The sequence below is a fragment of the Citricoccus sp. SGAir0253 genome (genome assembly GCF_005877055.1).
Classification (GTDB): domain Bacteria; phylum Actinomycetota; class Actinomycetes; order Actinomycetales; family Micrococcaceae; genus Citricoccus.
The window spans coordinates 2,987,950-3,012,022 of the sequence record NZ_CP039424.1; the positions used below are offsets into that span (position 1 = coordinate 2,987,950).

A 24,073-nucleotide genomic window follows, 5' to 3' on the forward strand; every position below is an offset into this window, starting at 1 on the left:
TCAGTCCTCCCATTGCAGGTCGTCCACGGCGTCGAGGATGCGGTCCACCGACGGCAGGAAGTGGTGCTCGAGCTTCGGCGCCGGGTACGGCACGTCGAATCCGGTCACGCGCAGCACGGGCGCGGCCAGCGAGTGGAAGCAACGCTCCTGGACCCGCGCGGCGATCTCCCCGGCCACCGAGCCGAAGCCGGTCTCCTCGGAGATCACCACGGCCCGGCCGGTGCGGCGCACCGAGGCGGTGACGGTGGCGTCGTCGAACGGCACGATCGTGCGCACGTCCACCACCTCGAGCGAGCGGCCCTCCTCCGCGGCGGCCGCGGCGGCGGCCAGGGCGGTGGGCACGGACGGCCCGTAGGCGATCAGCGTGGCGTCCGTCCCGGTGCGCGCGACGGCGGCCCCGCCGGACTCCAGCGCGGCGCGCGGGTCCGCGCCGGCCGCGGCACCGGACCGGCCGGCGTCGGGCTCGGTGCCGGTGGCCCCGGACATCCGCCCGGCGTCCCGCCCGGCCCCGGCGTCCGCCCGGGCGCCGGACTCGTACTGCGCCCGCAGCGCCTCCAGGTCCACCCGGTCCTTGGCGAAGTACAGCTTCTTCGGCTCCAGGAAGACCACCGGGTCGTCGGAGTCGATCGCGGCGCGCAGCAGCAGGTACGCGTCCGTCACGGTGGCGGGGGTGACGACCTTCAGCCCCGGGGTGTGGGCGTAGTACGCCTCGGAGGAGTCACAGTGGTGCTCCACGCCGCCGATGCCCCCGGCGTAGGGGATGCGGATGACGATCGGCATCGGCAGCCGCCCGCGCGTGCGGTTGGACATCTTGGCGATGTGCGAGGCGATCTGCTCGAACGCCGGGTAGGCGAACGCGTCGAACTGCATCTCGATCACCGGGCGCATCCCGTTGATCGCCATGCCCACGCTCATCCCGGCGATGCCGGACTCGGCCAGCGGGGTGTCGAAGCAGCGCTGCGCGCCGAACCGCGCCGCCAGCCCGTCGGTGATCCGGAAGACCCCGCCGAGCGTGCCCACGTCCTCGCCGAAGACCACGACGCCGTCATCCGCCGCCAGCGCGTCGGCCAGCGCCGCGTTGAGCGCCTTGGCCATCGTCACCGGCCCCGGCGGGACCGGGGCGGCCGGGGACTCCGGGCGGGCCTGCGGGACGCCGGCACCCCCGGCCCGGCTGGCGGAGTCGCGCGCGGCGTCCACGGCCACGGCGACGTCGGCGGTCGCCGGCGCGGCGCCGTCGGGGTTCGCCGCGGGACCGGCGGTGTGCTGGGTGGTGCTCATCATGCCTCCTCGCGGGAGAGTTCCTCGGCCAGCCGGGCGGACTGCTCGGCCAACTGCGGGGTGGGGACGGTGTAGACGTGGGCGAACAGGTCCTGCGGGTCCGGGGTGGTCTCCCGGTTCAGGCCCTCGCGCAGGGCCGCGGCGACCTGCTCGGCCTCCTGCTCGTACTGCGCCTGGAGCTGCTCGGTGAGCAGCCCCCGGTCGGTCAGGTAGGTGCGCATCCGGGTGACGGGGTCCCGGGCCAGCCACTCCTGGACCTCGGCGTCCGCGCGGTAGCGGGTGGCGTCGTCCGCGTTGGTGTGCGCCTGGATGCGATAGGTGTAGGCCTCCACGAGCAGCGGGCCGGCACCGCCGCGGACGAGGCGCACGCCGCGCTCGAGCACGGCCAGCAGCGCCACGAGGTCGTTGCCGTCCACGCGCTCGCCGGCCATGCCGTAGCCGACGGCCTTGTGGGCCAGCGAGGGGGCCACGGTCTGGCGGGCCAGCGGCACGGAGATCGCGTACTGGTTGTTCTGGACGAAGAAGATCACCGGCAGGTGGAAGACGGCGGCGAAGTTCAGCGCCTCGTGGAAGTCGCCCTCCGAGGTGGCGCCGTCCCCGCACAGGGCCACCACCACGGTGTCCTCCCCGCGCAGCCGCGCCGCGTGGGCCACCCCCACGGCGTGCAGCAACTGGGTGGTCAGCGGCGTGGACTGGATGCCCACGCGGTGCTCGGCCGGGTCGAAGCCGCCGTGCCAGTCGCCGCGGAAGATGGTCATGGCCTCCACCGGGTCCACGCCGCGCGAGATCACGGCCACGGTGTCCCGGTAGGTGGGGAACAGCCAGTCCCCCTCGGCCAGGCACGCGGCGGCCGCGACCTGGCAGGCCTCCTGGCCGTGGCTGGAGGGGTAGACCGCCATCCGGCCCTGGCGCACGAGCGCCGAGTTCTGGTCGTTGATCCGCCGGCCGGCCACGAGGCGCCGGTACGCCTCGAGCAGGTGCTCGTCCGGCGGGACGGGGTAGTCGTGGCCGGGCTCCGGGCCCTCGTCCGAGACGACGCGGCCGTCCTGGTCCACGATCCGGATGAGGTGGCGGGCCGGGAGCATGTAGTCCTCCGGCGTGATGCCGAAGCTGCGGGCGGCATCGGAGATGTCCGTGGACACCTCCGCCGTCGCGGCGTCCGGGCGAACGTCCTCGCTCATGGTTCCTCCTGGGCCCGTGCCGGGCTGGGCGTCGGCCCGCGCGCACCGGGGGTGCGGCAGGTCACTGCGGTAGTCACTTTGTACCCAACAGTGTGGACCCGGTCGATGGTTCGTCGCCGCAATCCGGCGGGATCGTGGACAGATTGTCCGTTCGTGCATAGCCTGATGGATGCTTCGGGCCCACGCCCGGGGTCCGTGGACGGAGGCTCCACGGACGCGACGACGCCCGGACGACCCGGGTCCGGGGAGGAACCACCATGGACAAGATGCCCGCACGGATCGATTCCGTGGACGAGCGCATCCTGGCCGAGCTCACGCGGGACGGCCGGCAGTCCGTCACCGCCCTGGCGCAGAAGGTCCACATCTCCCGCGCCCACGCCTACGCCCGCATCAACCGGCTGCAGGAGGACGGGGTGATCACCCGCTACAGCGCCGTGGTGGACCCCGTGCGGGCCGGGCTGCGCTCCTCCGCGTACGTCACGCTCAAGCTGCGCCAGCACGGCTGGCGGGAGGTCAAGGACGCCCTGGCGAGGATCCCGGAGGTCTACCACGTGAGCCTGGTGGGCGGGAACTTCGACGTCCTGCTGCTCGTGCGCGCCCGGGACAACCTGGACCTGCGCCGCGTGGTCTTCGACCTCATCCAGCCGCTGCCCGGGGTGCTGGACACCCAGACGTTCGTGATCTTCGAGGACATGGACACGCGCTGAGCCGGGCGCCGGGCACCTCGCCCACCGGGCCGGGGTACGCTGGGGACCGGGCGCGGACGACGGACGGGGGCACGCCCCGGGCCGGCCGCCGTCGGGCCTGTCCGCCCGGTCACACGCCCTCATCCCGTGGCTCACACACCCCCATTCCGTGGCTCACAGGGGGCGGTGAAATTGGCGACAGATCCCCGGGATCCCGCGGATCCGGGGCCCTCACCGGCCCTACCCTGTCAGGGTGACCCCGCCTGAATCCCCCCGCCCCGCAGCCACCCGGCGCGCGCCCCGCCGCGGCCGCCGCTCCCTCGCGACCGCCCAGCCCGGGCCGCTCGGCGAGGACATCCTGCTGGCACGCCACGGGGACCGGATCGAGTCCTTCCGCCAGGACGCGCGGACGAACCGCACCGTCGCCGCGCTGCGGGACGGCGGGATGGACAGCGCCCCCAACCACCTCGACGGCGGCGCCGTGCGCCTGAGCCCCGTGGACCGGACCCAGCTGCGCCTGGCCACGCTGAGCTCCGCACGGGGCGCGGAGACGCGCCGCGAGCTGCGGTTCTTGGGCCGGATCACCCTGGCTTGGCTCGTGGTGTCCGCGATCGCCTTCGGCGCGATGATGTGGGGCGCGGCGGCCATGGACCCGCAGGACCTGCAGATGGTGATGTCCAGCCAGCTCGGCGCCGAGCGCCTGCCGGAGGGTATCGTCCCGCCCGTCAGCGGCTGACCGGGGAGGTCAGCGGCCGGCGGTGCCGGTGAAGACCGGCGTGCGCTTCTGCTGGAAGGCGGCGAAGCCCTCGGCGTAGTCCTCGGTGCCGCACAGGTCCGCCTGGGCCTGGTTCTCGTTCGCCATGGACTCCCACAGCCCCAGCCGCTGGTCGCGCACCTGCGCCACGAGCTCCTTGGAGGCCACGAACGCCCCGGTGGCCCCCTGCGCCACGCGGGCCACGATCGCCCGGGTGTCCTCGAGCAGCGACTCGGCGGGCATGGCGCGGGAGAACAGCCCGGAGGCCACGGCCTCGGCCCCGCTGATCAGCTCGGCGGTGTAGATCAGGTCCAGCGTCCGGTGGGTGCCCAGCCGCTCGGTGAACAGCCAGTGGCCGCCCGAGTCGAGGGTGGCGCCGAGGTTGGCGAACGGCGAGCCGATCTTCGCGTTCTCGGCCACGTAGACCACGTCCGTGGCGATCGCCAGGCCCAGCCCGACGCCCAGGCACGCGCCCTGCACCGCGGCGAACGTGGGCGCCGGGAAGGCGCTCATGGACTGCAGCAGCGGGGTGACCTTGCCGCCCAGGTAGCCCAGCACGTCGTCGTCGGCGGGGGTGACCCGGGAGATGTCCCGGCCCGCGCAGAAGCCACGGCCCTCGCCGCGCAGCAGCAGGGCCCGCACCTCGCCGCGGCCGGCGGCGGCAGCGGCGTCGTCGTACGCCCGGCCGAGCTCGGCCAGTGCCGCCTCGTCCAGGGCGTTCATCTTCTCCGGGGCGTTGAGGACCACCTCGGCGATCCCGTCGGCGATGGTCAGGTCGATCATGCGTGCCTCCTGGCGGTGGATGGTGAAGCTGGCGGAAGGGGTGCTGGCGGAAAGGGGGGACGTGGCGCCGCGGCCTCCGGCGGCCGTGGCAGGACGAACGGCGCCGTCCCCGCCGGTGGAGACCGGCGGGGACGGCGCTGGACGGATCAGGCGTCGAAGTTGACGACGAGCTTGTCCGTGGTGGGGTGGGACTGGCAGGTCAGCACGTAGCCGTTCTCGATCTCGTCCGGCTCCAGCGCGTAGTTCTCGTCCATCTCCACCGAGCCCTCGACGACCTTGGCGCGGCACGTGCCGCACACGCCGCCGGCGCAGGCGAAGGGGACGTCCGGGCGCACGCGCAGGGCGGCGTTGAGCACGGTCTCGCGCTGGCCCTTGGGGGACTTCACCTCGTTCTGCAGGCCGTCCAGGGTGAAGGCGATGTCGAAGTTCTCGCCCTTCTCGTCCACCACCACGGGGCGGCCGATGTTGCCCTCCGGCCGGCCCTTGCCCGGGTCGCCGGTGGTGAACAGCTCGAAGCGGACCTTGTCCGCATCCACGCCCAGGCTGCCCAGCTCGTCCCGGACCATCTGGACCAGCTCGAACGGTCCGCACAGGAACCACTCGTCCACGGTGTCCGGCTGGATCACGGTGGTCAGCAGGGTGGAGAGCTTCTCGTGGTCGATCCGCCCGGACAGCAGCGGGGAGATCCGCTGCTCGCGCGTCAGCACGTGGTGCAGGGCGAACCGGGAGGGGTAGCGGTCCTTCAGGTCGGCGAGCTCCTCGAGGAACATCACGTCCATGGCGGCCTTGTTCGAGTAGACCAGGTCGAACCGGACATTCTCGTTCGCGGCCAGCACGGTGCGGGCGATGGCGATCACCGGGGTGATGCCCGAGCCCGCGGCCACGGCCACGAAGGTGTGCTCCGTGTCCGTGTCGATCGACTCCGGGTCGTTCATCCCGGTCATCCGGTGCTTGGAGATGAACGCGCCGGCCGGGCTCATGACCTCGATCCGGTCCCCCGCCTGCAGGTTCTCGTTGGCCCACGTGGAGAAGACCCCGCCGAGGTCCCGCTTGATGGCCACCTTGACCTCGCCCGGCCGGGGCTCGGCGCAGATGGAGTAGCTGCGGCGCACCTCGTGGAGGTTGCCCTCGGCGTCCGGCAGGTCCTTGCGCAGGGCCACGTACTGGCCGGGGGCGTAGTCGTAGTCGGCCGCCAGGTCCTCGGGGACGGCGAACGTGACCTCGACGGCGTCGGCGGTCAGGCGGCGGACCTCGGCGACCTCCAGCTCGTGGAAGGTGGCGCGGCGGCGGCCGGCGGTGGTGGTTTCGGCGGTAGCGGTCATGAGAGCACCTTGAAGTAGTCGAAGGGTTCCAGGCAGTCGCGGCACGAGTACAGCGCCTTGCAGGAGGTGGATCCGAAGCGGGAGAGCTCGCGGGTGTTCAGCGAATGGCAGTGCGGGCACTTCACCGTCATCCCGAGGGTCACCGTGCCGCGGTGTCCCTTCCCGGTGGGCGGGGCGATGCCGTACTCCTCGAGCTTGGCCTTGCCCTCGTCGGTGATCCAGTCGGTGGACCACGCCGGGGAGAGCACCAGGTCCACGCGGACCCTCTCGTAGCCGGCCTCGGTGAACTCCTTCTCGAGGTCCTGCCGGATGGCGTCCATGGCCGGGCACCCCGAGTAGGTCGGGGTGATGGTCACGACGACGGTCCCGTCGCCCCCCTGGGCGACGTCCCGCAGGATGCCCAGGTCGGCGATCGTGAGGACCGGGATCTCCGGGTCCGTCACGCGGGACGCGATCTCGTGCAGTCGGCCGGTCGCGGTGGTCGGGGTCATGGTGGTCCTCCTGACGGGATTACCAGGTGGCGCCGGGATGCTTGCGCGCCAGCACCTGCATCTCGGCGAGGATGTAGCCCAGGTGCTCGGAGTGCTCCCCGCGGCGGCCGTGGCACATCGCGTAGGGCACCTGCGGGACGGCCAGGCCGGCCCGCTCCAGCAGCTCGCCCAGGCGGGCGTCCCAGTCCGCGCGCAGCGTGGACGGGCGCACGGCCACGCCCTCGAGCTCGTCGTACAGCGGCTCGTCGGTGAACAGCTCGTCCACGTACGGCCACAGCTTGTCCAGGGCCACCCGCATGCGGCGGGCGGACTCGTCGGTGCCCAGGCCCAGGCGCAGCGTCCACATCTCGAAGTGCTCGAGGTGGTAGTCGACCTCCTTGAGCGCCTTGGCGGAGATCGCGGCGAGGGTCTCGTCCGCCGAGTCCAGCAGCCGCGTGTAGAGCAGGTGCTGGTAGATGGCCAGGAACAGGCCGCGCACGGTGGTCTCGGCGAAGTCGCCGTTGGGCTGCTCGACGAGGTGGACGGAGGTGAACTCCTCCTCCTCGCGGAAGTAGGCCAGGTCGTCCTCCGTCTTGCCCCACGCCTTGCCGGCGTAGGTCAGGAAGGAGCGGGCGTGGCCGAGCTGGTCCAGGGTGATGTTGCCGAGGGCGACGTCCTCCTCCAGCTCCGGGGCGCGGGAGACCCAGTGGGCCATGCGCTGGGCGTAGACGAGGGCGTCGTCGCCCAGCCGCAGGGCGTACTGCGCCGCGGCCTCGCTCGCCGGGGCGGTGTCCTGCAGCACGATGTCCTCGGGCCGCAGGGCGTTGCCCGGGGTCACGCGGGTGGCCGAGGCCGCCGCGTCGCCGTAGCTGTCCAGGCTGTGGTCGGCCGCGTGGCCGGTGGAGGTGCCGCTCACAGGTGCTTCACCCCTTCGCTCTTGGTGTAGTAGGTGGCGTGGCGGTAGTCCTTGCCCTTGGGCGACTCGAACATGGCGTCCTTGTCGTCCGGGTCCGAGGTCATGATGTCCTCGGAGCGGACCACCCAGAGGGACACGCCCTCGTTGCGGCGGGTGTACAGGTCCCGGGCGTTGCGCACGGCCATCTCGGCGTCCGGCGCGTGGAGGGAGCCCGCGTGCACGTGGGACAGGCCGCGCGAGGAGCGCACGAACACCTCCCACAGGGGCCAGCCGGCCGAGTGGGCCGAGGTCGCGGACTGCGTGCCGTTCGGGGTGCTGGTCTTGCTCATGCCACCTGTTCCTTCTGCTCCTGCTGCTTGCGTGCGTAGGCGGCCGCGGCCTCGCGGACCCAGGCGCCTTCCTCGTGGGCCTCGCGGCGGCGTGCCATCCGCTGGGCGTTGCAGGGACCGCCGCCGGCGATCACCCGCTTGAACTCGTCCCAGTCCAGCTCCATGTGGATCCACTTGCCGGTCTCCTCGTCGTAGCGGAGCTCCGGGTCCGGCAGGGTCAGGCCGAGGACCTTGACCTGCTCGGCGATCATCCCGACGAAGCGCTGGCGCAGGTCGTCGTTGGAGAAGCGCTTGACCTTCCAGGCCATGGACTGCTGGGAGTTCGGCGAGTCGTGGTCGGACGGGCCGAACATCATCAGGGCCGGGGCGTAGAAGCGGTCGATGGCGTCCTGCGCCATCTTCTTCTGGGCCTCGGTGCCGTTGGCCAGCTCGAGCAGGATCTCGAAGCCCTGCCGCTGGTGGAAGGACTCCTCCTTGCAGATGCGCACCATGGCGCGGCCGTACGGGCCGTAGGAGGCGCGGCACAGCGGGACCTGGTTGGCGATCGCCGCCCCGTCCACGAGCCAGCCGATGGCGCCCATGTCCGCCCACGTGCGGGCCGGGTAGTTGAAGATCGAGGAGTACTTGGCGCGGCCGGCGAGCAGCTGGTCGTTCAGCGTGTCCCGGTCCGTGCCCAGGGTCTCCGTGGCGGAGTACAGGTACAGCCCGTGGCCGGCCTCGTCCTGCACCTTGGCGATGAGGATGGACTTGCGCTTCAGGCTTGGGGCGCGGGTGATCCAGTTCGCCTCCGGCTGCATGCCGATGATCTCGGAGTGCGCGTGCTGGCTCATCTGCCGGGTCAGCGACTTCCGGTAGGCCTCGGGCATCCAGTCCCGGGGCTCGATGCGGGAGTCCTCGGCGATGATCTCGTCGAACCGGCTCTGGCCCGCGGCCTCCTCCGGCGTCTGGACGGCGGTCAGGTGCCCGCCGGTTTCCTGGTTTGCGGCCATGGTGCCCACCTCGTTCTGGAGATTGTCTGCAGCGGGCCCGGGAGGGGCGTTCCGCTGTCCGTGCATGGTCAGGGTCGTTCCCGATCGTATTTACCGACCGTTCGTTCAGTAATATAGCCACGGGGTGTGACCCCGTCAACACCCCCGAGTCTCCGGCGATCCGCCGTCCCGGAGGGAGGCCCGGCGGACCAGAACTTGACCCACATCACATTCTAGGATTACCTAATGATCGTTCAGTAGAGAAAGATCGGAGCGCCCATGACCACGTCCGGCACCGCCGCGGAGACCGGCACGCGCCATGCCCTCCTCGAGGGCGACCACGCCAGCGCCTGGATGGGCATCGACGTCGAGCGCATCGCCGACGGCCACGCGACCATCACCATGACCCTCCGGCAGGAGATGCTCAACGGCTTCGGGATCGCCCACGGCGGCATGGTCTTCGCCTTCGCGGACTCCGCGTTCGCCCTGGCCTGCAACCCGGCCGAGGGCTCGGCGGACTCCATGACGGTCGCCTCCGGCGTGGACATCAACTTCCTCAAGCCCGGCATCCCGGGCCGGCTGCTGACGGCCGTGGCGAACCGCCGCCAGCAGTCCGGCCGCAGCGGGATCTACGACATCCAGGTCCTGCAGTCCCTCCCCGAGGGCGGCACCGAGGTCATCGCCGAGTTCCGCGGCCGGTCCCGGACCGTGTCCACCCGCTGACCGCCCCGCCGGGCCCCCGCCCGGCGGCCCCCTCTCCCTGACGTCCCCCGCCGGCGTCGCCGGTCCCCCGGCGCCCCGGCAACCAGACCCCCACCCACCGCATTTGGAGGCCCCCAGATGACCGAGACCCTCTCCACCACCGCGTCCGCGGCCGGACTCGACCCGGAGGAGACGATGAGCCGGGACCAGATCGAGTCCCTGCAGCTGGAACGCCTCCAGCACGCCGTCGCCTACGCCTACGACCGCGTCCCGCTGTACCGCGAGAAGTACGACGCCGCCGGCGTCCACCCGTCCGACCTCAAGGAGCTCGCCGACCTGGCCAAGTTCCCCTTCACGGACAAGGAGGACCTGCGCAAGACCTACCCGTTCGGCATGTTCGCCGTGCCGCAGCCGGAGGTCGCCCGCATCCACGCCTCCTCGGGTACCACCGGCCGTGCCACCGTGGTCGGCTACACGCAGCAGGACCTGGACGACTGGGCCAAGCTCGGCGCCCGCTGCCTGCGCATCTCCGGCGTGCAGAAGGGCTGGAAGGTCCACAATGCCTACGGCTACGGCCTGTTCACCGGCGGCCTGGGCGCCCACGCCGCCGCCGAGCGCCTCGGCACCACCGTCATCCCCATGTCCGGCGGCCAGACCGAGAAGCAGATCACGCTGATCCGCGACTTCGAGCCGGACGCGATCCTGTGCACCCCCACCTACCTGCTGACCATCGGCGACGCCATGCAGCGCCAGGGCCTGGACCCGCGCAAGACCTCGCTGAAGGTGGCCGTGCTCGGCGCCGAGCCGTGGACCGAGGAGATGCGCCACGAGCTCGAGGAGATGTTCGACATCGACGCATGCGACATCTACGGCCTCTCCGAGGTCATGGGCCCCGGCGTGGCCGGCGAGTCCGGGCGCACCAAGGACGGCTGCCACATCTGGGAGGACCACTTCCGCCCGGAGATCCTGGACCCGTTCGACGAGACCAAGGTCCTCGGCGACGGCGAGCACGGCGAGCTGGTCTTCACGGCCCTGACCAAGCAGGCCCTGCCGATCATCCGCTACCGCACCCACGACCTGACCCGCCTGCTGCCCGGCACCGACCGCCCCGGCCACCGCCGCATGGGCCGCATCACGGGCCGCTCGGACGACATGATCATCCTGCGCGGGGTGAACCTGTTCCCGAGCCAGATCGAGGAGCTCGCCCTCAAGGTGCCGGGCCTGTCCCCGCACTTCCAGCTGGAGATCACCCGCCCCGGGCGCATGGACCAGCTGGCCGTGAAGATCGAGCGCCGCGACGACTGCACCGCCGAGCGCGCCACCGCCGCCGGCGCGGAGTTGCAGAAGCTCATCAAGATCCACGTGGGCTCCTCGTGCCAGATCGACGTGGTGGACCCGGAGTCCCTGCCCCGCTCGGTCGGTAAGCTGAAGCGGATCCACGACCTGCGCAACCTCTGACCCGCTGCCGACCTCCAGGAGACTGACCGTGTCCCCCGCGTCCAAGACCACCTCCGCGCCCCGGCGCGGACGCCCCGGCTACGACCAGGAGTCGGTGCTGCAGATCGCCGTGGGGGTCTTCAACCGGCACGGCTACGACGCCACCTCGATGGGCATGCTCGCCGAGGAGCTGGGGGTCAGCAAGTCCGCGATCTACCACCACGTGCCCTCGAAGGGCGACCTGCTGCGGCTGGCGCTCGACGAGGCGCTCGTGCCCCTGGAGGCCATCGGCCGCCAGGAGCAGGCCATGCACGGCACGGCGATCGAGCGGCTGGAGTTCATCCTGCGCAGCACCATCCGCGTGCTGATCGAGCGCCAGCCGTACGTGACCCTGCTGCTGCGCCTGCGCGGCAACACGGAGGTGGAGCGCCAAGCGCTGGAGCGCCGGCGCGCGGTGGACCGGAAGGTCACGGACCTGATGATCGCCGCCCAGGCCGAGGGGAAGGTGCGCACGGACGTGGACCCGCGCACCACCACCCGGCTCATGTTCGGCATGATCAACTCGCTCGTGGAGTGGTACAAGCCGAACGGGCCGGGCTCGCCGGAGCAGCTCGAGGAGAACGCGATCGCGATGATCGTGGACGGGCTGCGCGCCCGGGCGTGAGGCGGTTGCCGTGGCGTCCCGGGGACGCCGCGGCAGGGGCGCACCCGCCCACCACGCACCCCACCCCGGACATCGCCATGCACGCCGAGGGGCGGGGCGGCCACGCGGCCGCCCCGCCCCTCGGCGTTCCCGGGGCCGCACGGGCGCGCCTGGCGCACGCGCGGAGTCCGTGGCACGGACGACGGCGGGCCGCCCCGGATCTCCCGGGACGGCCCGCCGTCGTCGTGTCCTGCCGTCCCAGCCGGGCGGCGGGAGGGTCAGTCCTGCCAGTCCTTGTAGATGGTGTCCTCCTTCTCCACGAGCGTCAGCACGTCGTAGGTGGCCACGATCTCGTCCCGCTGGTTGTGGATGACGGCGTCCCACGCCACCTCGCCGTAGTCGTCCGTCACGCGCGGCGTGATCTTCTTGGCGGTGAGGGTGATGCGGATGGAGTCGCCGGCGGCCACCGGGGTGATGAAGCGCAGGTTCTCCAGGCCGTAGTTGGCCAGCACCGGGCCCGGGGCCGGCTCCACGAACAGCCCGGCGCCCCAGGCCACGAGCAGGTAGCCGTGGGCCACGGTGCCCGGGAAGAACGGGTTGGCCTCGGCGGCCTTCGGGTTCACGTGGGCGTAGAAGGTGTCCCCCGTGGTGTGGGCGAAGGCGGTGATGTCCTCCTGGGTGACCTGGCGCAGGTCGGAGGCCAGGGCGTCGCCCACGCGCAGCTCCGCGAGGGACTTCCGGAACGGGTGCACGTTGCCGGGCTCCGCGCCGTACGCCTCGGAGCCCGCGATGCGCCGGTCCGCCCCGGTCTGCCACACGCCGGTCACGGCGGTGAGCAGGTTGGGCGAGCCCTGCAGGGCGGTGCGCTGCATGTGGTGCATGACGGAGCGGATGCCGCCGAGCTCCTCGCCGCCGCCGGCCCGGCCGGGTCCGCCGTGGACGAGATGCGGGACGGGCGAGCCGTGGCCCGTGGAGGTCTTGGCGGTCTCCCGGTTCAGCAGGTGCACGCGGCCGTGGTGGCCGGCGATGCCGACGGTCAGCTCGCGGGCCACGTCCGGATCGTTGGTGCAGACGGTGGCCACGAGGGAGCCGGAGCCGCGGGCGGCCAGGCGGATGGCGTCCGCCACGTCCGAGTAGCCGATCAGCGAGCTGACCGGGCCGAAGGCCTCGCGGGAGTGCACCACCTCGTTCTCCGCGTCCGCCCAGGTCAGCAGGATCGGGGACATGAAGGCCCCGTCCTCCACCACGGCCTGCTCGCCGGAGGCGGTGCGCACGGTGGGGGCGTCCAGGCTGCCGTAGGCCAGCTCGCCGCCGGCGGCGATCATGTCCTCCACGGCGCCGCGCACGTCCTGGAGCTGGCCCAGGGAGGCCAGGGCGCCCATGGTGACGCCCTCCGCGCGGGGGTCGCCCACCACCACGCGCTGCTCGAGCCGGGCCGCGATCGCGCGGCCGACGGCCTCGCGCTGGGCCTCGGGGACGATCGCGCGGCGGATCGCGGTGCACTTCTGGCCGGCCTTGACGGTCATCTCGGTGACGACGGCCTTGACGAAGGCGTCGAACTCGGGAGTGCCCTCGACGGCGTCGGGGCCCAGGATGGCCGCGTTGAGGGAGTCGGTCTCGGCGGTGAGGCGGACGCCGCCGGTGACGACGTTCGGGTGGGACTTCAGGGACTGGGCGGTGGACGCCGAGCCGGTGAAGGCCATCATGTCCCGGTAGTCCATGACGTCCAGCAGGCCGCGGGCCGAGCCGGAGATCAGCTGCAGGGAGCCGGCCGGCAGCAGGCCGGACTCGACCATGACGCGCACGGCCGCCTCGGTGACGTAGCCGGTCGGGGTGGCCGGCTTGACCACGGTGGGCACGCCCGCGATGAAGGCCGGGGCGAACTTCTCCAGCATGCCCCACACGGGGAAGTTGAAGGCGTTGACCTGCACGGCCACGCCCGGGATGCGGGTGTAGACGTGGGTGCCGATGAAGGAGCCGTCCTTGGACAGCGGCTCGATCCCGCCGTCCTGGATGACGTTGGCGTTGGGCAGCTCGCGGCGGCCCTTCGAGGAGAAGGTGAACAGCACGCCGATGCCGCCGTCGATGTCCACCATGTTGTCCACCTTGGTGGCGCCAGTGCGGTGGGAGAGCTCGTAGAGCTCCTCGCGCCGGCCGTTGAGGTACAGGGCCAGCTCCTTGAGCCTCAGGGCGCGCTCGTGGAGGGTCAGCTCGCCCAGCGAGCGCTGGCCCACGGTCCGGCCGTGCTCGAGGACGGCGGCCAGGTCGAGGCCCTCGGCGCCGAAGTGGGCCAGGACCTCGCCGGTGCTGGCGTCGAGGACATCGTTCGTCCGGGAGCCCTCCTCCGGGGTCCACCACTGGTCGAGGACGTAACTGGGGACGGTGTGCACGGCGGTCTGCGTGGTCATCCGACATACCTTTCTGAACGATCGGTCAGTATTGTTTCCCAGCCTAACAGCAGCGTGGCGCAGAGCACAGGCCCGGCGTCGACTCCGCGCCTCCGGCCGGCGGTCCTGCCGCGTCCCACGACGTCACGGGGCGGTCCTGGCCGAAGGTCCAGTTGAAATACCTCCCATGAGTGTGTCTTTAATGTCCCCCGGTTAGGTAAGGCTAACCTCATAACCGAAGGGACACCATGACCGCACCCAGCACGACCGACACGCTGCCCCACCCGTCCGCCGCGGCGCCCGACCCGGCGGAGGACGCCCTCCTGACGGGGGAGACGGCCCACCGCCTGGTCCAGCACGCCGGCACCGCCACCCTGCTGGCCGCCTCCGCGCTGGTGCGGGCCCAGGGCCCGACCACGGGACCGGACCCCGAGGACCTCGCCGGCCGGTTCACGGCCGTGGACCTGGACCGCCCGCTGGGCTCCACGGAGGCGGCCCTGGCCGAGGCCGCGGGACTGTACCTGGACGACGCGGTCTACTTCCACCACCCGCGCTACGCCGCCCACCTCAACTGCCCCGTGGCGCTGCCGGCGGTCGCGGCCGAGGCGCTCGTGACGAGCATCAACACCTCCATGGACACGTGGGACCAGTCGGCCGGGGCCACCCTGGTCGAGCGGCGCCTCGTGGACTGGGCGGCCGGCCGCTGCGGGCTCGGGGCCGCGGCGGACGGCGTCTTCACGAGCGGCGGGACGCAGTCCAACCTGCAGGCGCTGCTCGTGGCCCGCAACCGCGCGGTGGCCGGCGCCGGCCCCCTGCCCGGCCGGCTGGCCGGCTGGCGCGTGTACGCCTCCGCGGACAGCCACTTCAGCATCGTCCGCTCGGCGGCCCAGCTCGGCCTGGGCGCCGAGGCCGTGGTGCGTGTCCCCGTGGACCGTCACCACCGCATGGACGCGGTCGCCCTGGAGCGGGCCGTCGAGCGGGACCGCGCCGCCGGGCTGCGGCCCCTGGCCGTCGTCGCCACGGCCGGGACGACCGACTTCGGGGCCATCGACCCCCTCGAGGACGCGGCCGACGTCGCCCGGGGCGTGGGGGCCTGGTTCCACGTGGACGCCGCCTACGGCTGCGGGCTGCTGGCCTCCCCCACGCGCCGGCACCTGCTGGACGGGATCGAGCGCGCCGACTCCGTGACCGTGGACTTCCACAAGTCCTTCTTCCAGCCGATCGGCTCGAGTGCCCTGCTGCTGCGGGACGGCGCGCACTTCGCGCACATCACCCACCACGCCGACTACCTCAACCCCCACCGGGACCCCGCGAGCCCGAACCAGGTGGACAAGTCCCTGCAGACCACGCGCCGCTTCGACGCCCTCAAGCTGTGGGTCACCCTGCGCTCCCTGGGCGCGGACACCCTGGGCATCCTGTTCGACGCCACCCTGGACCTGGCCGCCGAGGCCGGCCGCCTCGTGGCGGACACGCCGGGACTCGTGCTGGCCGCGCCCGTCCAGCTGGGCACCGTGGTGTTCCGCTACGAGCCGGCGCTCGACGACGGCCGGCCCGCCGGGTCCGGCGGCGAGCGCCCCGGCGACAGGCACCCCGACGGTACCGCGGCCGAGGGCCCGGGGCCCGGCGGCACCGTCCCGGGCCCCGCCGCCGTCGACGCCCTCAACGACGCCGTCCGCCGCGCCCTGTACCGCTCGGGGGAGGCGATGGTCGCCGCGACCACCGTGGCCGGCCGCCGGCACCTGAAGCTCACCCTGCTCAACCCGCGCACCACCCCCGAGGACGTGGCCGCGATCCTCGACGGCATTCTCCGGCACGGCCGCGTCCTGGCCCGGACGGCGGTGGCGGCATGAGCACGACGCACGAGACCCCCACGCACGACGTCCTCGCGATCGGCGCCGGGCCGTTCAACCTCGGGCTGGCCGCCCTCGCCGGGCCGGCCGGGGTGGACGCCGTGGTCCTCGAGGCCCGCGAGGGGCCGCAGTGGCACCCCGGCATGATGCTCGAGGGCACGCACCTGCAGGTCCCGTTCCTCGCCGACCTCGTGACCATGGCCGATCCCACGCACCCGCTGTCCTTCCTGGCGTTCCTCAAGGAGACCGGCCGGCTGTACCCGTTCTACATCCGGGAGGACTTCCACGCCCTGCGTCCCGAGTACGCGCGGTACCTCGCCTGGGCCGCCGAGCGGCTGCCGGTCCGCTACGGCCACCGGGTGGAAACCGTCGACCACGACGGCCGGGCGTACACCGTCACCGCCACCACCCCGGACGGCCCGCGCACCCTGCGCGCCCGGTCCCTCGTGCTCGGCACCGGCACGGAGCCGGTGATGCCCGACGCCGTCCCGGTCGCCCTGCGCGCGGATCCCCGCGTGGTGCACTCGGCCGGGTACCTGCCCGCCCGGGAGCGGCTGGCCGCGGCCGGGCGCGTGGCCGTCGTCGGCAGCGGCCAGAGCGCGGCCGAGGTGTTCACGGACCTGCTCGGCGGCCTCATCGGCGGGACCCCGGGTGCCGGCCACCGGCACCTGACGTGGGTGACCCGCTCGCCGCGGTTCGTGCCCATGGAGTACACCAAGCCGACCCTGGAGATGACGTCCCCGGACTACATCGACCACTTCACGGCGCTGCCGCAGGCGGTGCGGGACCGGCTCTCCGCCGGCCAGGCCGCGCTGTACAAGGGTGTCAACGCGGACCTGCTCAACCGGCTCTACGACATGCTCTACGAGGCCAGCGTGCACGGTCCCGTCCCGGCGACGCTGCGCACCGCCACCACGCTCGAGCACCTCGAGGACCGGGGTGGGGAGCTGGTGCTCTCCCTGCGCCACGCGGACGACGGCGGGGTGCACGAGTGCCGCGCGGACGCCGTCGTGCTGGCCACCGGGTACGGCTACCGCGAGCCGGCGTTCCTGGCCGGGATCGAGGACCGGCTGCGGCGGCTGCCGGACGGGCGCTGGGACGTGGACCGCGGCTACGGCATCGGCCGCCACGGCGACGTGTTCGTGCAGAACGCCGAGCTGCACACCCACGGCTTCACCGCCCCCGACCTGGGCATGGGCGCCTACCGCAACGCGCTGATCGTGAACCGGCTCGCCGGGCACGAGCACTACGCCGTGGAGCGGCGCATCGCCTTCCAGGACTTCGGCACGCCCGGCGCCCACGAGCCGTACGCCCCCTTCACCACCGGCGCAACCGCCACCCGTCCCACCGACCCCGCGGCCCACGCCGCCCGCCTCGAGGAGGCCCTGCGATGACCCCGACGACCCCCCGCCCCACGACCGCTGCGGACCCCACGACCCAGGCGTCCGCGACGCCCCCGGGAGCCCCGCGCTTCGCCTTCCGCCCCGTGCGCCCGGCGGAGGACGCCGCCCTGCTGCACGCCTGGACCTCCCCGGAGCGGGCGCGCTTCTGGGGACTGACCGGCGCGTCCATGGCGGAGGTCCGCGCCGAGCACGAGCGCCTCGCGGCCGACCCGCACCACCGGGCGCTGCTGGCCCTGGACCGCGAGCGCGGCGACCGGCCGGCGTTCCTGCTGGAGACCTACGACCCGGCGCACTCGGTGCTGGCCGGCCGGTACGCGTGGCAGCACGGCGACGCCGGGCTGCACCTGCTGCTGCCCGACCCGGCCCAGGCCGGCGGCGCGGAGCCCGGGTTCAGCGCCGCTGCCCTCGAGGCCTCGCTCGAGCACGTCTTCGCGGACCCGGCCGTGCTGCGCGTGGTCGTGGAGCCCGACGCGCGGAACACCGCGATCCAGGCCCTCAACGCCCGCTGCGGCTTCCGCCCGGTGGGCCGGATCGAGCTCCCGGCCGACGGCGGGGCGCCGGCGAAGACCGCGCAGCTGTCCTTCTGCACGCGCGTGGACTTCGCGGCGGCGACCGGCCGGCCCAGTGGGGCCGTCGCCCACCTGGACCCGGCGCGCTGGGCCGCGGCCAACCGGCACGTCACCGCCAAGGCGATCGCGGAGTTCAGCCACGAGCGGCTGCTCGCCCCCGTCCCGGACCCGGACGCGCAGCCCGAGGCGGGCACGGGAACGGGAGCCGCCGCGTGGCTGCTGGAGGGACCCGGGATGCGCTACCGGTTCCGCGCCCGGCGCCACGCCCTGGACCACTGGGACGTCGACGCCGGCTCGCTCACCTGCGAGCGCCGGACCGAGGGGCCCGGGTGGACCGAGGAGGCCCCCGACGCCCAGCGGTTCGTCACGGCCTTCCGGGACGTCCTGGGCATCTCGGCGGCCCAGCTGCCGGTGTACCTCGAGGAGGTCGGCAGCACGCTGGCCTCGCACTGCTACAAGCAGCTGCACTCCACCGCCACGGCGGCGGAGCTCGCCGCCGGCACCGGCGACCCCGTGGCGGACTTCCAGCGGCTCGAGGCGGCGATGACGGAGGGGCACCCGTGCTTCGTGGCCAACAACGGCCGCCTCGGGCTCGGCGCCGAGGACTACCTCGCGCTGGCCCCGGAGACGGGATCCGCCCTGCCCCTGGAGTGGGTGGCCGCGCACCGCAGCCGGGCCCGGTTCACGGCGGTCGACGGCCTGGACCTCGACCAACTCCTGGCGGCGGAGCTCGGCCCGGGACTGCGCGAGGCCTTCCGGTCCCGGCTGGCCGCCGCGTGCGCGCGCACCGGCCTGGACCCCGAGGAGTTCCTCCCCCTGCCGGTGCACCCCTGGCAGTGGCGGAACCGGCTCTCGGTGACCTTCGCCGCCGACGTCGCCACGGGCCACCTCGTGCACCTGGGCCCGACCGAGGACCTGTACCAGCCGCAGCAGTCCATCCGGACGTTCCTGAACCGCACCCGCCCGGAGCGCCACTACGTCAAGACCGCCCTGTCCGTGCTCAACATGGGCTTCCTCCGCGGGCTCTCCGCGGCCTACATGGAGTCCACCCCGGCCATCAACGACTGGCTCGCCGGGCTGTTCGCGGACGACCCCGAGCTGGACCCGGAGCGGGTCCAGCTCATCCGGGAGGTCGCCGCCGTGGGGTACTCCAACCCGCTGTTCCACGAGGCGACGGACCGGCACTCGCCCTACCGCAAGATGCTCGCGGCGCTGTGGCGCGAGTCCCCGGCCACCCGGATCGGCCCGGGCGAGGACCTCGCCACCATGGCCTCGCTGCTGCACGTGGACCGGCACGGCACCCCGTTCGTGGCCGAGCTCGTCCGGCGCTCCGGGCTCGGGGCCGAGGACTGGCTCGGGCGCTACCTCGAGGCCTACCTGGTCCCGCTCGTGCACTGCCTCGTGCGCCACGACCTCGTGTTCATGCCGCACGGGGAGAACGTCATCCTCGTGCTGCGCGAGGGCGTCCCGGTGCGGGTGCTGCTCAAGGACCTCGCGGAGGAGGTCGTCGTGCTCGGGGACCGCACGGACCTGCCGCCCGAGGTCGAGCGGCTGCGGGCCGAGGTGGCGGACGAGGACCACGGGCTGTCCGTCCTGACGGACATCGTGGACTGCTTCCTGCGCTTCCTCGCCCCGCTCCTGGTGCGCGAGGGGCTGGTCACCGAGGAGCGGTTCTGGGCGGTCGTCGCCGGCCGGCTCACGGACTACCGGGCCCGCCACCCGGAGTCGGCCGAGCGGTTCGACTCCCTCGGCCTGCTGGCCCCCGCCTTCCGGCTGTCCTGCCTGAACCGCCTGCAGCTGCGCAACAACCAGCAGATGATCGACCTGGCGGACCCGGCCGGCTCGCTGGCCTACGCCGGGGAGCTGGAGAACCCGATCGCCGCGGCGGCGGAGGCCACGGCGGAGGTCACGGCGGGGGTCCCGGTGCCGGCCGGCGCCCCGGCGTAGCCGCGCCACCGGACGCACACCGGCCCCGGACAGGACCGTGGTCCTGGCCGGGGCCGGCGTCGTGGGCCTCCGCTGGGCGCGGGGCCTCACTCCCAGTCGAAGAAGCCCTTGCCGGTCTTGCGGCCGAGCTCGCCGCGGGCGACCTTCTCCCGCAGGATGGCCGGCGGGGCGAACCGCTCGCCCAGGGTCGAGGCGAGGTACTCGGCGATGCCCAGGCGCACGTCCAGCCCCACGATGTCCGTGGTGCGCAGCGGCCCGGTGGGGTGCCTGTAGCCCAGCACCATCGCGTTGTCGATGTCCTCGGCGCTGGCCACGCCCTCCTCGACCATCCGCATCGCCTCCAGGGCGATCGCCACGCCCAGCCGGGACGAGGCGAAGCCCGGGGCGTCGTTGACCACCACGGCGGTCTTGCCCAGGCCGGCGGTCCAGCCGCGGGCCGCGTCCACCAGCTCGGGGGCGGTCTGCTTGCCGATCACCACCTCCACGAGGGTGGAGGCCGGCACCGGGTTGAAGAAGTGCAGGCCGAGGAACCGCTCCGGGCGCTGCAGCTGCTCCGCGAGGCCGGTCACGGACAGGCTGGAGGTGTTCGAGGCCAGCACGGCAGTCTCGGACAGGTGCCGCTCCACCGCCTGCAGGGAGGACACCTTCAGGTCCCAGTCCTCCGGCACGGCCTCGATCACCAGCTCGCGGTCGTCGAACGCGGAGCGGTCCACGGAGACGGAGAACCGCTCCAGGATCGCGTCGAGGTTCCCGTCCAGCACGCCGCGCTCGAGGGACTTCGCGGTCGAGGACTCCACGCGCTCCTGCGCGGCCTCGGCCGCGGCCTCGTCCCGCTCCACGACCACGACGTCGGAGCCCTTGATCAGGAAGGCGTGGGCGATCCCGGCGCCCATCCGCCCGCCGCCGAGCACGCCCACGGTGGCGGGCACGGTGGCCTGGACGGCGGTGGGGGCGGACGCCCCGGTCGGTGCGGTCGATTCGGTCATGACGGTCCTACTTCCTGTTCTTCTTGTCGAGAAACGCCTGCATCCGGTCGAACTTGGCCTGGGACTCGAAGAGCATGCCCTGGGCCAGGGTGTCGATCACGGGATGGACCTCCCGCGGGGTGTGGAACACGGACTTGGTGATGCGCACGGCCAACGGGTCCTGCGCGGCGATCCGGTCGGCCAGCGCGTGCGCGGCGTCCATCAGGGCCTCCGGCTCCACCAGCTCGGTGATGAGCCCGGCGGCCAGGCACTCGGCGCCCTTGAGCACCTTGCCGGCGAGCAGGACCTCCTTGGCCAGCGGCTCCCCCACGAGCTCCCGCAGCCGCCACGTGGCGCCGGCGGCGGCCAGGATGCCGAGGTTCGTCTCGGGGTTGCCCATGCGCAGGGCCTCGGTGCCGATGCGGAAGTCCGCGGCGTAGGCCAGCTCGGCCCCGCCACCCAGGGCGTAGCCGTCCAGGGCGGCGATCACCGGCATCGGCAGCTTCGCGATCCGGTCGAAGATCGTGGAGTTGATCCCGGCCAGGGCGTCGTCCCGGCGCCGCTCGCGCAGCTGGGCGATGTCCGCGCCGGAGGCGAAGATGCCCTTCGTCCCGGCCTCCGGGTCGGACGGCGTCCCGGTGAGGATGAGCACCTTGGGGCTGCGCTCCAGGTGGGCGCAGACGGCGTGCAGCTCGTCCACCATCGCCTGGTCGATCGCGTTGCGGACCTCCGGGCGGTGCAGCCGGGCGACGAGCCGGTCCTCGCGCTCCTCGAGCTGCAGCGTGGTGAACTCCCGGGCCTCCAGCGTCGCCGTCATCAGACCGCCTCCACCAGCAGGGCGGAGCCCTGGCCGACGCCCACGCACATGGTTGCCAGGCCGCGCGCCCCGGCCGAGGCCTCGCGCTCGAGCCGGCCCAGCAGGGTGATGACGAGGCGGGAGCCCGAGGAGCCGAGCGGGTGCCCCAGGGAGATCGCGCCGCCGTCGTTGTTGACGATGCCGGCGTCCAGGCCGAGCTCGCGCATGCTGGCCAGCGACTGGGAGGCGAAGGCCTCGTTGAGCTCGACGGCGGCCAGGTCGCCGACCGCGGTCCCGGTGCGCTCGAGCACCTTGCGGGAGGACGGGACCGGGCCCATGCCCATGATCTCCGGGGCCAGCCCGGCGGAGGCACCGCCCAGGATGCGGGCGCGCGGGGCGAGCCCGTACTTCTCGATCGCGGCCTCGGAGGCCACGATGATCGCCGAGGCGCCGTCGTTGAGCGTGGAGGCGTTGCCCGCGGTCACCACGGAGCCGCCCTTGACGACCGGGCGCAGGCCGGCGAGGACCTCGAGGGTGGTGCCCGGGCGCGGGCCCTCGTCCGTGTCCACGACCGTCTCGGCGCCCTTGCGGCCCTTGACCGTCACGGGGACGATCTCCGCGGCGAAGCGGCCGGCCTCGATGGCGGCCAGGGCACGCTCGTGGGAGCGCACCGCGAAGGCGTCGCAGTCCTCGCGGGAGGTGCCGTAGACGCGGGCGACCTCCTCGGCGGTCTCCGGCATCGAGTACGTGGCCTTGCCATCCCGGGAGTACTCCCCGGACAGGAAGGCGGGGTTGGGGAAGCGCCAGCCGATGGAGGTGTCGTAGACCTCGCCGGGCTTGGCGAAGGGCTTGGCCGGCTTCTCCATCACCCAGGGGGCGCGGGACATGGACTCCACGCCGCCGGCGACGACGACGTCCGCCTCCCCGGCCTGGATCATGTGCGAGGCCATCTGGATGGCGCTCATCCCGGAGGCGCACAGGCGGTTGACCGTGATGCCCGGCACGTGGTCCGGGAAGCCGTTGAGCAGCCACGCCATGCGGGCCACGTTGCGGTTCTCCTCGCCGGCGCCGTTGGCATTGCCGAGGATGACCTCGTCCACCACGCCCGGGTCGATGCCGGCGCGCTCGACGGCGGCGCCGACCACCAGGGCGGCCAGGTCGTCGGGGCGGACGGAGGACAGGGCGCCGCCGTAGCGGCCGACGGGGGTGCGGGCACCGCCGACGAGGAATGCTGCAGTCATGGGACTCCGTTCGGGGAACCGGTCCGGGGACCGGGCGCGGGAGACGGCCAGGGAATTACCGACCGATCGTTCACCTACAGTATTCCGGGTCACACGGGGCGGGGCAACCACATGACGCCCCTCCCCGTCTATTGTTGACAATAGGATGGACGGATTCGAAGATGGGTCATGGCCACCTCCTACCCGTACGTCGGCCCCGCCGCCGGCGACCACCCCGGAGCCGCCGCGGTCCCGGACCTGCCGGCGGACTCGCCGGACGTGCGGGCCCCGCTGTTCTCCGCGGAGGAGTACGCCGGGCGCCTGCGCGCGGTCCGCCGCCGGATGGCCGCCCAGGGACTCTCCGCCCTGGTCGTCACGGACCCGGCGAACCTGTTCTACCTCACGGGCTACGACGCGTGGTCCTTCTACACCCCGCAGATGCTCTTCGTCCCGGCCGAGGGGGACATGCTCCTGTTCCTGCGGGAGATGGACGCCCACGGCGCGTTCCGGACCTCGTGGCTGCCCGCGGAGCAGGTCATCGGCTACCCCGAGCGGTACGTGCACCGGCCCCACCTGCACCCCTTCGACTGGGTCGCCTTCGCCCTGCGGCGCCGCGAGCTGATCGCCCCCGCCGCACGCGGCTGCGTGGGGCTGGAGATGGACTCCCACTTCTTCTCCCCCAAGGCCTACCGGGCCCTGGTCAACGCCCTGCCCGAGTGGACGCTGGTCGACTCGTTCGAGCTGGTGAACTGGGTGCGCGCCGTGAAGTCCGCGGCCGAGGTCCAGTACCTGCGCACGGCCGCGCGCGTGACCACCGCCGCGATGCAGGCGGCGATCGACGCGATCGAGCCGGGCGTCCCCCAGCACCACGTGGCGGCGCGCATCGCCGCCGCCCAGGTGCTGGGCGCGGAGGAGGCGTGGGGCGACTTCCCCGCCATCGCCCCCATGCTCCCGACCGGCGCCTCCGCGGACACGCCCCACCTGACGTGGTCGGACCGGGTGCTGCGGGAGGGCGAGGCCGTGGTCGTGGAGCTGGCCGGGGTGCACCGGCGCTATCACGTCCCACTGGCCCGGACGGTGATGCTCGGCCCACCGACGGACGAGCTGCTGCGCCTGGAGGAGGCCGTGGCCGCGGGGCTCCAGGCAGTCCTGGACGTCACCGCCGCGGGCGTGCCGGTGCGGGACCTCTCCGCGGCCTGGAACCGGACGCTGGCCGCCCACGGCCTGGAGAAGCCCAGCCGGCTGGGCTACTCCATCGGCATCGGCTACCCGCCGGACTGGGGCGAGCGCACCATCAGCATCCGCTCGGAGGACGAGACCGTCCTGGCCGAGGACATGACCTTCCACCTCATCTGCGGCATGTGGATGACCGGCTACGGCTACGAGGCCTCCGAGTCCATCCGCGTCACCGCCACCGGGACCGAGACCCTGACCGCCTTCCCCCGAGCCCTCATCAGGAAGTGAGCC

At 73.0% G+C, this 24,073-nt stretch carries 21 protein-coding genes; 9 read left to right on the plus strand and 12 right to left on the minus strand.

Going from position 1 to position 24,073, the window contains the following annotated elements:
* Entirely contained in the window at nt 1–1,278 is a 1,278-nt protein-coding gene (locus tag E7744_RS13050) for an alpha-ketoacid dehydrogenase subunit beta (RefSeq protein WP_137775059.1), read from the minus strand.
* Nucleotides 1,278–2,459 (minus strand): thiamine pyrophosphate-dependent dehydrogenase E1 component subunit alpha, encoded by a 1,182-nt coding sequence (locus tag E7744_RS13055; RefSeq protein ID WP_137774485.1) that lies wholly within the window; start codon nt 2,457–2,459, stop codon nt 1,278–1,280. The genes E7744_RS13050 and E7744_RS13055 overlap by 1 nt, the downstream gene beginning before the upstream one ends.
* Before the next feature lie 257 nt (nt 2,460–2,716).
* Here E7744_RS13055 and E7744_RS13060 point away from each other — a divergent pair, with 257 nt between their 5' ends.
* On the plus strand, nt 2,717–3,166 hold the full coding sequence (locus tag E7744_RS13060) for an Lrp/AsnC family transcriptional regulator (protein WP_137774486.1): 450 nt from the start codon (nt 2,717–2,719) through the stop codon (nt 3,164–3,166).
* 232 nt (nt 3,167–3,398) lie between these two features.
* Complete coding sequence (locus E7744_RS13065; RefSeq protein ID WP_137774487.1) at nt 3,399–3,881, plus strand: hypothetical protein; 483 nt, start codon at nt 3,399–3,401, stop codon at nt 3,879–3,881.
* A 9-nt stretch (nt 3,882–3,890) separates the two neighbouring features.
* Here E7744_RS13065 and E7744_RS13070 read toward each other — a convergent pair whose 3' ends face one another.
* From E7744_RS13070 to paaA, 6 genes are all read right to left on the minus strand, one after another.
* Nucleotides 3,891–4,682 carry an enoyl-CoA hydratase/isomerase family protein gene (locus E7744_RS13070; RefSeq protein ID WP_137774488.1) on the minus strand — a complete coding sequence of 264 codons (792 nt, stop codon included), beginning with the start codon at nt 4,680–4,682 and terminating at the stop codon, nt 3,891–3,893.
* Nucleotides 4,683–4,828: 146 nt separating this feature from the next.
* The gene (gene paaE, locus E7744_RS13075; protein WP_137774489.1) at nt 4,829–6,004 is read right to left on the minus strand and encodes a 1,2-phenylacetyl-CoA epoxidase subunit PaaE; all 1,176 of its coding nucleotides are present in this window, start codon (nt 6,002–6,004) and stop codon (nt 4,829–4,831) included.
* Nucleotides 6,001–6,495 (minus strand): 1,2-phenylacetyl-CoA epoxidase subunit PaaD, encoded by a 495-nt coding sequence (paaD, locus tag E7744_RS13080; RefSeq protein WP_137774490.1) that lies wholly within the window; start codon nt 6,493–6,495, stop codon nt 6,001–6,003. Before paaD ends, paaE begins: the two co-directional genes overlap by 4 nt.
* Nucleotides 6,496–6,514: 19 nt before the next feature.
* Nucleotides 6,515–7,390 (minus strand): 1,2-phenylacetyl-CoA epoxidase subunit PaaC, encoded by an 876-nt coding sequence (gene paaC / locus E7744_RS13085; RefSeq protein ID WP_137774491.1) that lies wholly within the window; start codon nt 7,388–7,390, stop codon nt 6,515–6,517.
* Nucleotides 7,387–7,719, minus strand: a complete 333-nt coding sequence (gene paaB, locus E7744_RS13090) for a 1,2-phenylacetyl-CoA epoxidase subunit PaaB (RefSeq protein ID WP_137774492.1) — start codon at nt 7,717–7,719, stop codon at nt 7,387–7,389. Before paaB ends, paaC begins: the two co-directional genes overlap by 4 nt.
* Nucleotides 7,716–8,708 carry a 1,2-phenylacetyl-CoA epoxidase subunit PaaA gene (gene paaA / locus E7744_RS13095; protein WP_137774493.1) on the minus strand — a complete coding sequence of 331 codons (993 nt, stop codon included), beginning with the start codon at nt 8,706–8,708 and terminating at the stop codon, nt 7,716–7,718. Before paaA ends, paaB begins: the two co-directional genes overlap by 4 nt.
* Nucleotides 8,709–8,966: 258 nt before the next feature.
* On the opposite strand from paaA, the gene paaI reads away from it, so the two are divergent.
* The 3 genes from paaI (at nt 8,967) to E7744_RS13110 (ending at nt 11,490) form a co-directional block, all read left to right on the plus strand.
* Nucleotides 8,967–9,410, plus strand: coding sequence for a hydroxyphenylacetyl-CoA thioesterase PaaI (paaI, locus tag E7744_RS13100; RefSeq protein ID WP_137774494.1), 444 nt, complete (start codon nt 8,967–8,969; stop codon nt 9,408–9,410).
* A gap of 117 nt (nt 9,411–9,527) precedes the next feature.
* Nucleotides 9,528–10,847 (plus strand): phenylacetate--CoA ligase family protein, encoded by a 1,320-nt coding sequence (locus tag E7744_RS13105; protein ID WP_137774495.1) that lies wholly within the window; start codon nt 9,528–9,530, stop codon nt 10,845–10,847.
* 28 nt (nt 10,848–10,875) lie between these two features.
* A complete protein-coding gene (locus tag E7744_RS13110) occupies nt 10,876–11,490 on the plus strand; it encodes a TetR family transcriptional regulator (RefSeq protein WP_137774496.1) in 615 nt (204 codons plus the stop codon).
* 257 nt (nt 11,491–11,747) lie between these two features.
* Here the strand turns inward: E7744_RS13110 and paaZ are convergent, their stop codons facing one another.
* Nucleotides 11,748–13,877 (minus strand): phenylacetic acid degradation bifunctional protein PaaZ, encoded by a 2,130-nt coding sequence (gene paaZ, locus E7744_RS13115; protein WP_137774497.1) that lies wholly within the window; start codon nt 13,875–13,877, stop codon nt 11,748–11,750.
* Nucleotides 13,878–14,104: 227 nt separating this feature from the next.
* On the opposite strand from paaZ, the gene E7744_RS13120 reads away from it, so the two are divergent.
* From E7744_RS13120 to E7744_RS13130, 3 genes are read left to right on the plus strand one after another with little or no spacing between them, the layout of a single operon-like run.
* On the plus strand, nt 14,105–15,706 hold the full coding sequence (locus E7744_RS13120) for an aspartate aminotransferase family protein (RefSeq protein ID WP_137774498.1): 1,602 nt from the start codon (nt 14,105–14,107) through the stop codon (nt 15,704–15,706).
* Complete coding sequence (locus E7744_RS13125; RefSeq protein WP_137774499.1) at nt 15,703–17,100, plus strand: lysine N(6)-hydroxylase/L-ornithine N(5)-oxygenase family protein; 1,398 nt, start codon at nt 15,703–15,705, stop codon at nt 17,098–17,100. Before E7744_RS13120 ends, E7744_RS13125 begins: the two co-directional genes overlap by 4 nt.
* The gene (locus tag E7744_RS13130; protein WP_137774500.1) at nt 17,097–19,625 is read left to right on the plus strand and encodes a GNAT family N-acetyltransferase; all 2,529 of its coding nucleotides are present in this window, start codon (nt 17,097–17,099) and stop codon (nt 19,623–19,625) included. Before E7744_RS13125 ends, E7744_RS13130 begins: the two co-directional genes overlap by 4 nt.
* Before the next feature lie 86 nt (nt 19,626–19,711).
* Here the strand turns inward: E7744_RS13130 and E7744_RS13135 are convergent, their stop codons facing one another.
* The 3 genes from E7744_RS13135 to E7744_RS13145 are packed head-to-tail and all read right to left on the minus strand — an operon-like array spanning nt 19,712 to nt 22,627.
* Nucleotides 19,712–20,611 (minus strand): 3-hydroxyacyl-CoA dehydrogenase family protein, encoded by a 900-nt coding sequence (locus tag E7744_RS13135; protein WP_137774501.1) that lies wholly within the window; start codon nt 20,609–20,611, stop codon nt 19,712–19,714.
* A gap of 7 nt (nt 20,612–20,618) precedes the next feature.
* On the minus strand, nt 20,619–21,407 hold the full coding sequence (locus E7744_RS13140) for an enoyl-CoA hydratase/isomerase family protein (protein WP_137774502.1): 789 nt from the start codon (nt 21,405–21,407) through the stop codon (nt 20,619–20,621).
* The gene (locus E7744_RS13145) at nt 21,407–22,627 is read right to left on the minus strand and encodes an acetyl-CoA C-acyltransferase (RefSeq protein WP_137774503.1); all 1,221 of its coding nucleotides are present in this window, start codon (nt 22,625–22,627) and stop codon (nt 21,407–21,409) included. The genes E7744_RS13140 and E7744_RS13145 overlap by 1 nt, the downstream gene beginning before the upstream one ends.
* Before the next feature lie 168 nt (nt 22,628–22,795).
* On the opposite strand from E7744_RS13145, the gene E7744_RS13150 reads away from it, so the two are divergent.
* Nucleotides 22,796–24,070, plus strand: a complete 1,275-nt coding sequence (locus E7744_RS13150; protein WP_137774504.1) for a M24 family metallopeptidase — start codon at nt 22,796–22,798, stop codon at nt 24,068–24,070.
* The last annotated feature ends 3 nt before the right edge of the window (nt 24,071–24,073 follow it).

Bases quoted from the DNA above. Each gene is read 5' to 3' on its own strand.
- E7744_RS13050 (WP_137775059.1), bottom strand. From the start codon at position 1,278: ATGAGCACCACCCAGCACACCGCCGGTCCCGCGGCGAACCCCGACGGC.
- E7744_RS13055 (WP_137774485.1), bottom strand. From the start codon at position 2,459: ATGAGCGAGGACGTTCGCCCGGACGCCGCGACGGCGGAGGTGTCCACG.
- E7744_RS13060 (WP_137774486.1), top strand. From the start codon at position 2,717: ATGGACAAGATGCCCGCACGGATCGATTCCGTGGACGAGCGCATCCTG.
- E7744_RS13070 (WP_137774488.1), bottom strand. From the start codon at position 4,682: ATGATCGACCTGACCATCGCCGACGGGATCGCCGAGGTGGTCCTCAAC.
- paaE (WP_137774489.1), bottom strand. From the start codon at position 6,004: ATGACCGCTACCGCCGAAACCACCACCGCCGGCCGCCGCCGCGCCACC.
- paaD (WP_137774490.1), bottom strand. From the start codon at position 6,495: ATGACCCCGACCACCGCGACCGGCCGACTGCACGAGATCGCGTCCCGC.
- paaB (WP_137774492.1), bottom strand. From the start codon at position 7,719: ATGAGCAAGACCAGCACCCCGAACGGCACGCAGTCCGCGACCTCGGCC.
- paaA (WP_137774493.1), bottom strand. From the start codon at position 8,708: ATGGCCGCAAACCAGGAAACCGGCGGGCACCTGACCGCCGTCCAGACG.
- paaI (WP_137774494.1), top strand. From the start codon at position 8,967: ATGACCACGTCCGGCACCGCCGCGGAGACCGGCACGCGCCATGCCCTC.
- E7744_RS13105 (WP_137774495.1), top strand. From the start codon at position 9,528: ATGACCGAGACCCTCTCCACCACCGCGTCCGCGGCCGGACTCGACCCG.
- paaZ (WP_137774497.1), bottom strand. From the start codon at position 13,877: ATGACCACGCAGACCGCCGTGCACACCGTCCCCAGTTACGTCCTCGAC.
- E7744_RS13120 (WP_137774498.1), top strand. From the start codon at position 14,105: ATGACCGCACCCAGCACGACCGACACGCTGCCCCACCCGTCCGCCGCG.
- E7744_RS13125 (WP_137774499.1), top strand. From the start codon at position 15,703: ATGAGCACGACGCACGAGACCCCCACGCACGACGTCCTCGCGATCGGC.
- E7744_RS13130 (WP_137774500.1), top strand. From the start codon at position 17,097: ATGACCCCGACGACCCCCCGCCCCACGACCGCTGCGGACCCCACGACC.
- E7744_RS13135 (WP_137774501.1), bottom strand. From the start codon at position 20,611: ATGACCGAATCGACCGCACCGACCGGGGCGTCCGCCCCCACCGCCGTC.
- E7744_RS13140 (WP_137774502.1), bottom strand. From the start codon at position 21,407: ATGACGGCGACGCTGGAGGCCCGGGAGTTCACCACGCTGCAGCTCGAG.
- E7744_RS13145 (WP_137774503.1), bottom strand. From the start codon at position 22,627: ATGACTGCAGCATTCCTCGTCGGCGGTGCCCGCACCCCCGTCGGCCGC.
- E7744_RS13150 (WP_137774504.1), top strand. From the start codon at position 22,796: ATGGCCACCTCCTACCCGTACGTCGGCCCCGCCGCCGGCGACCACCCC.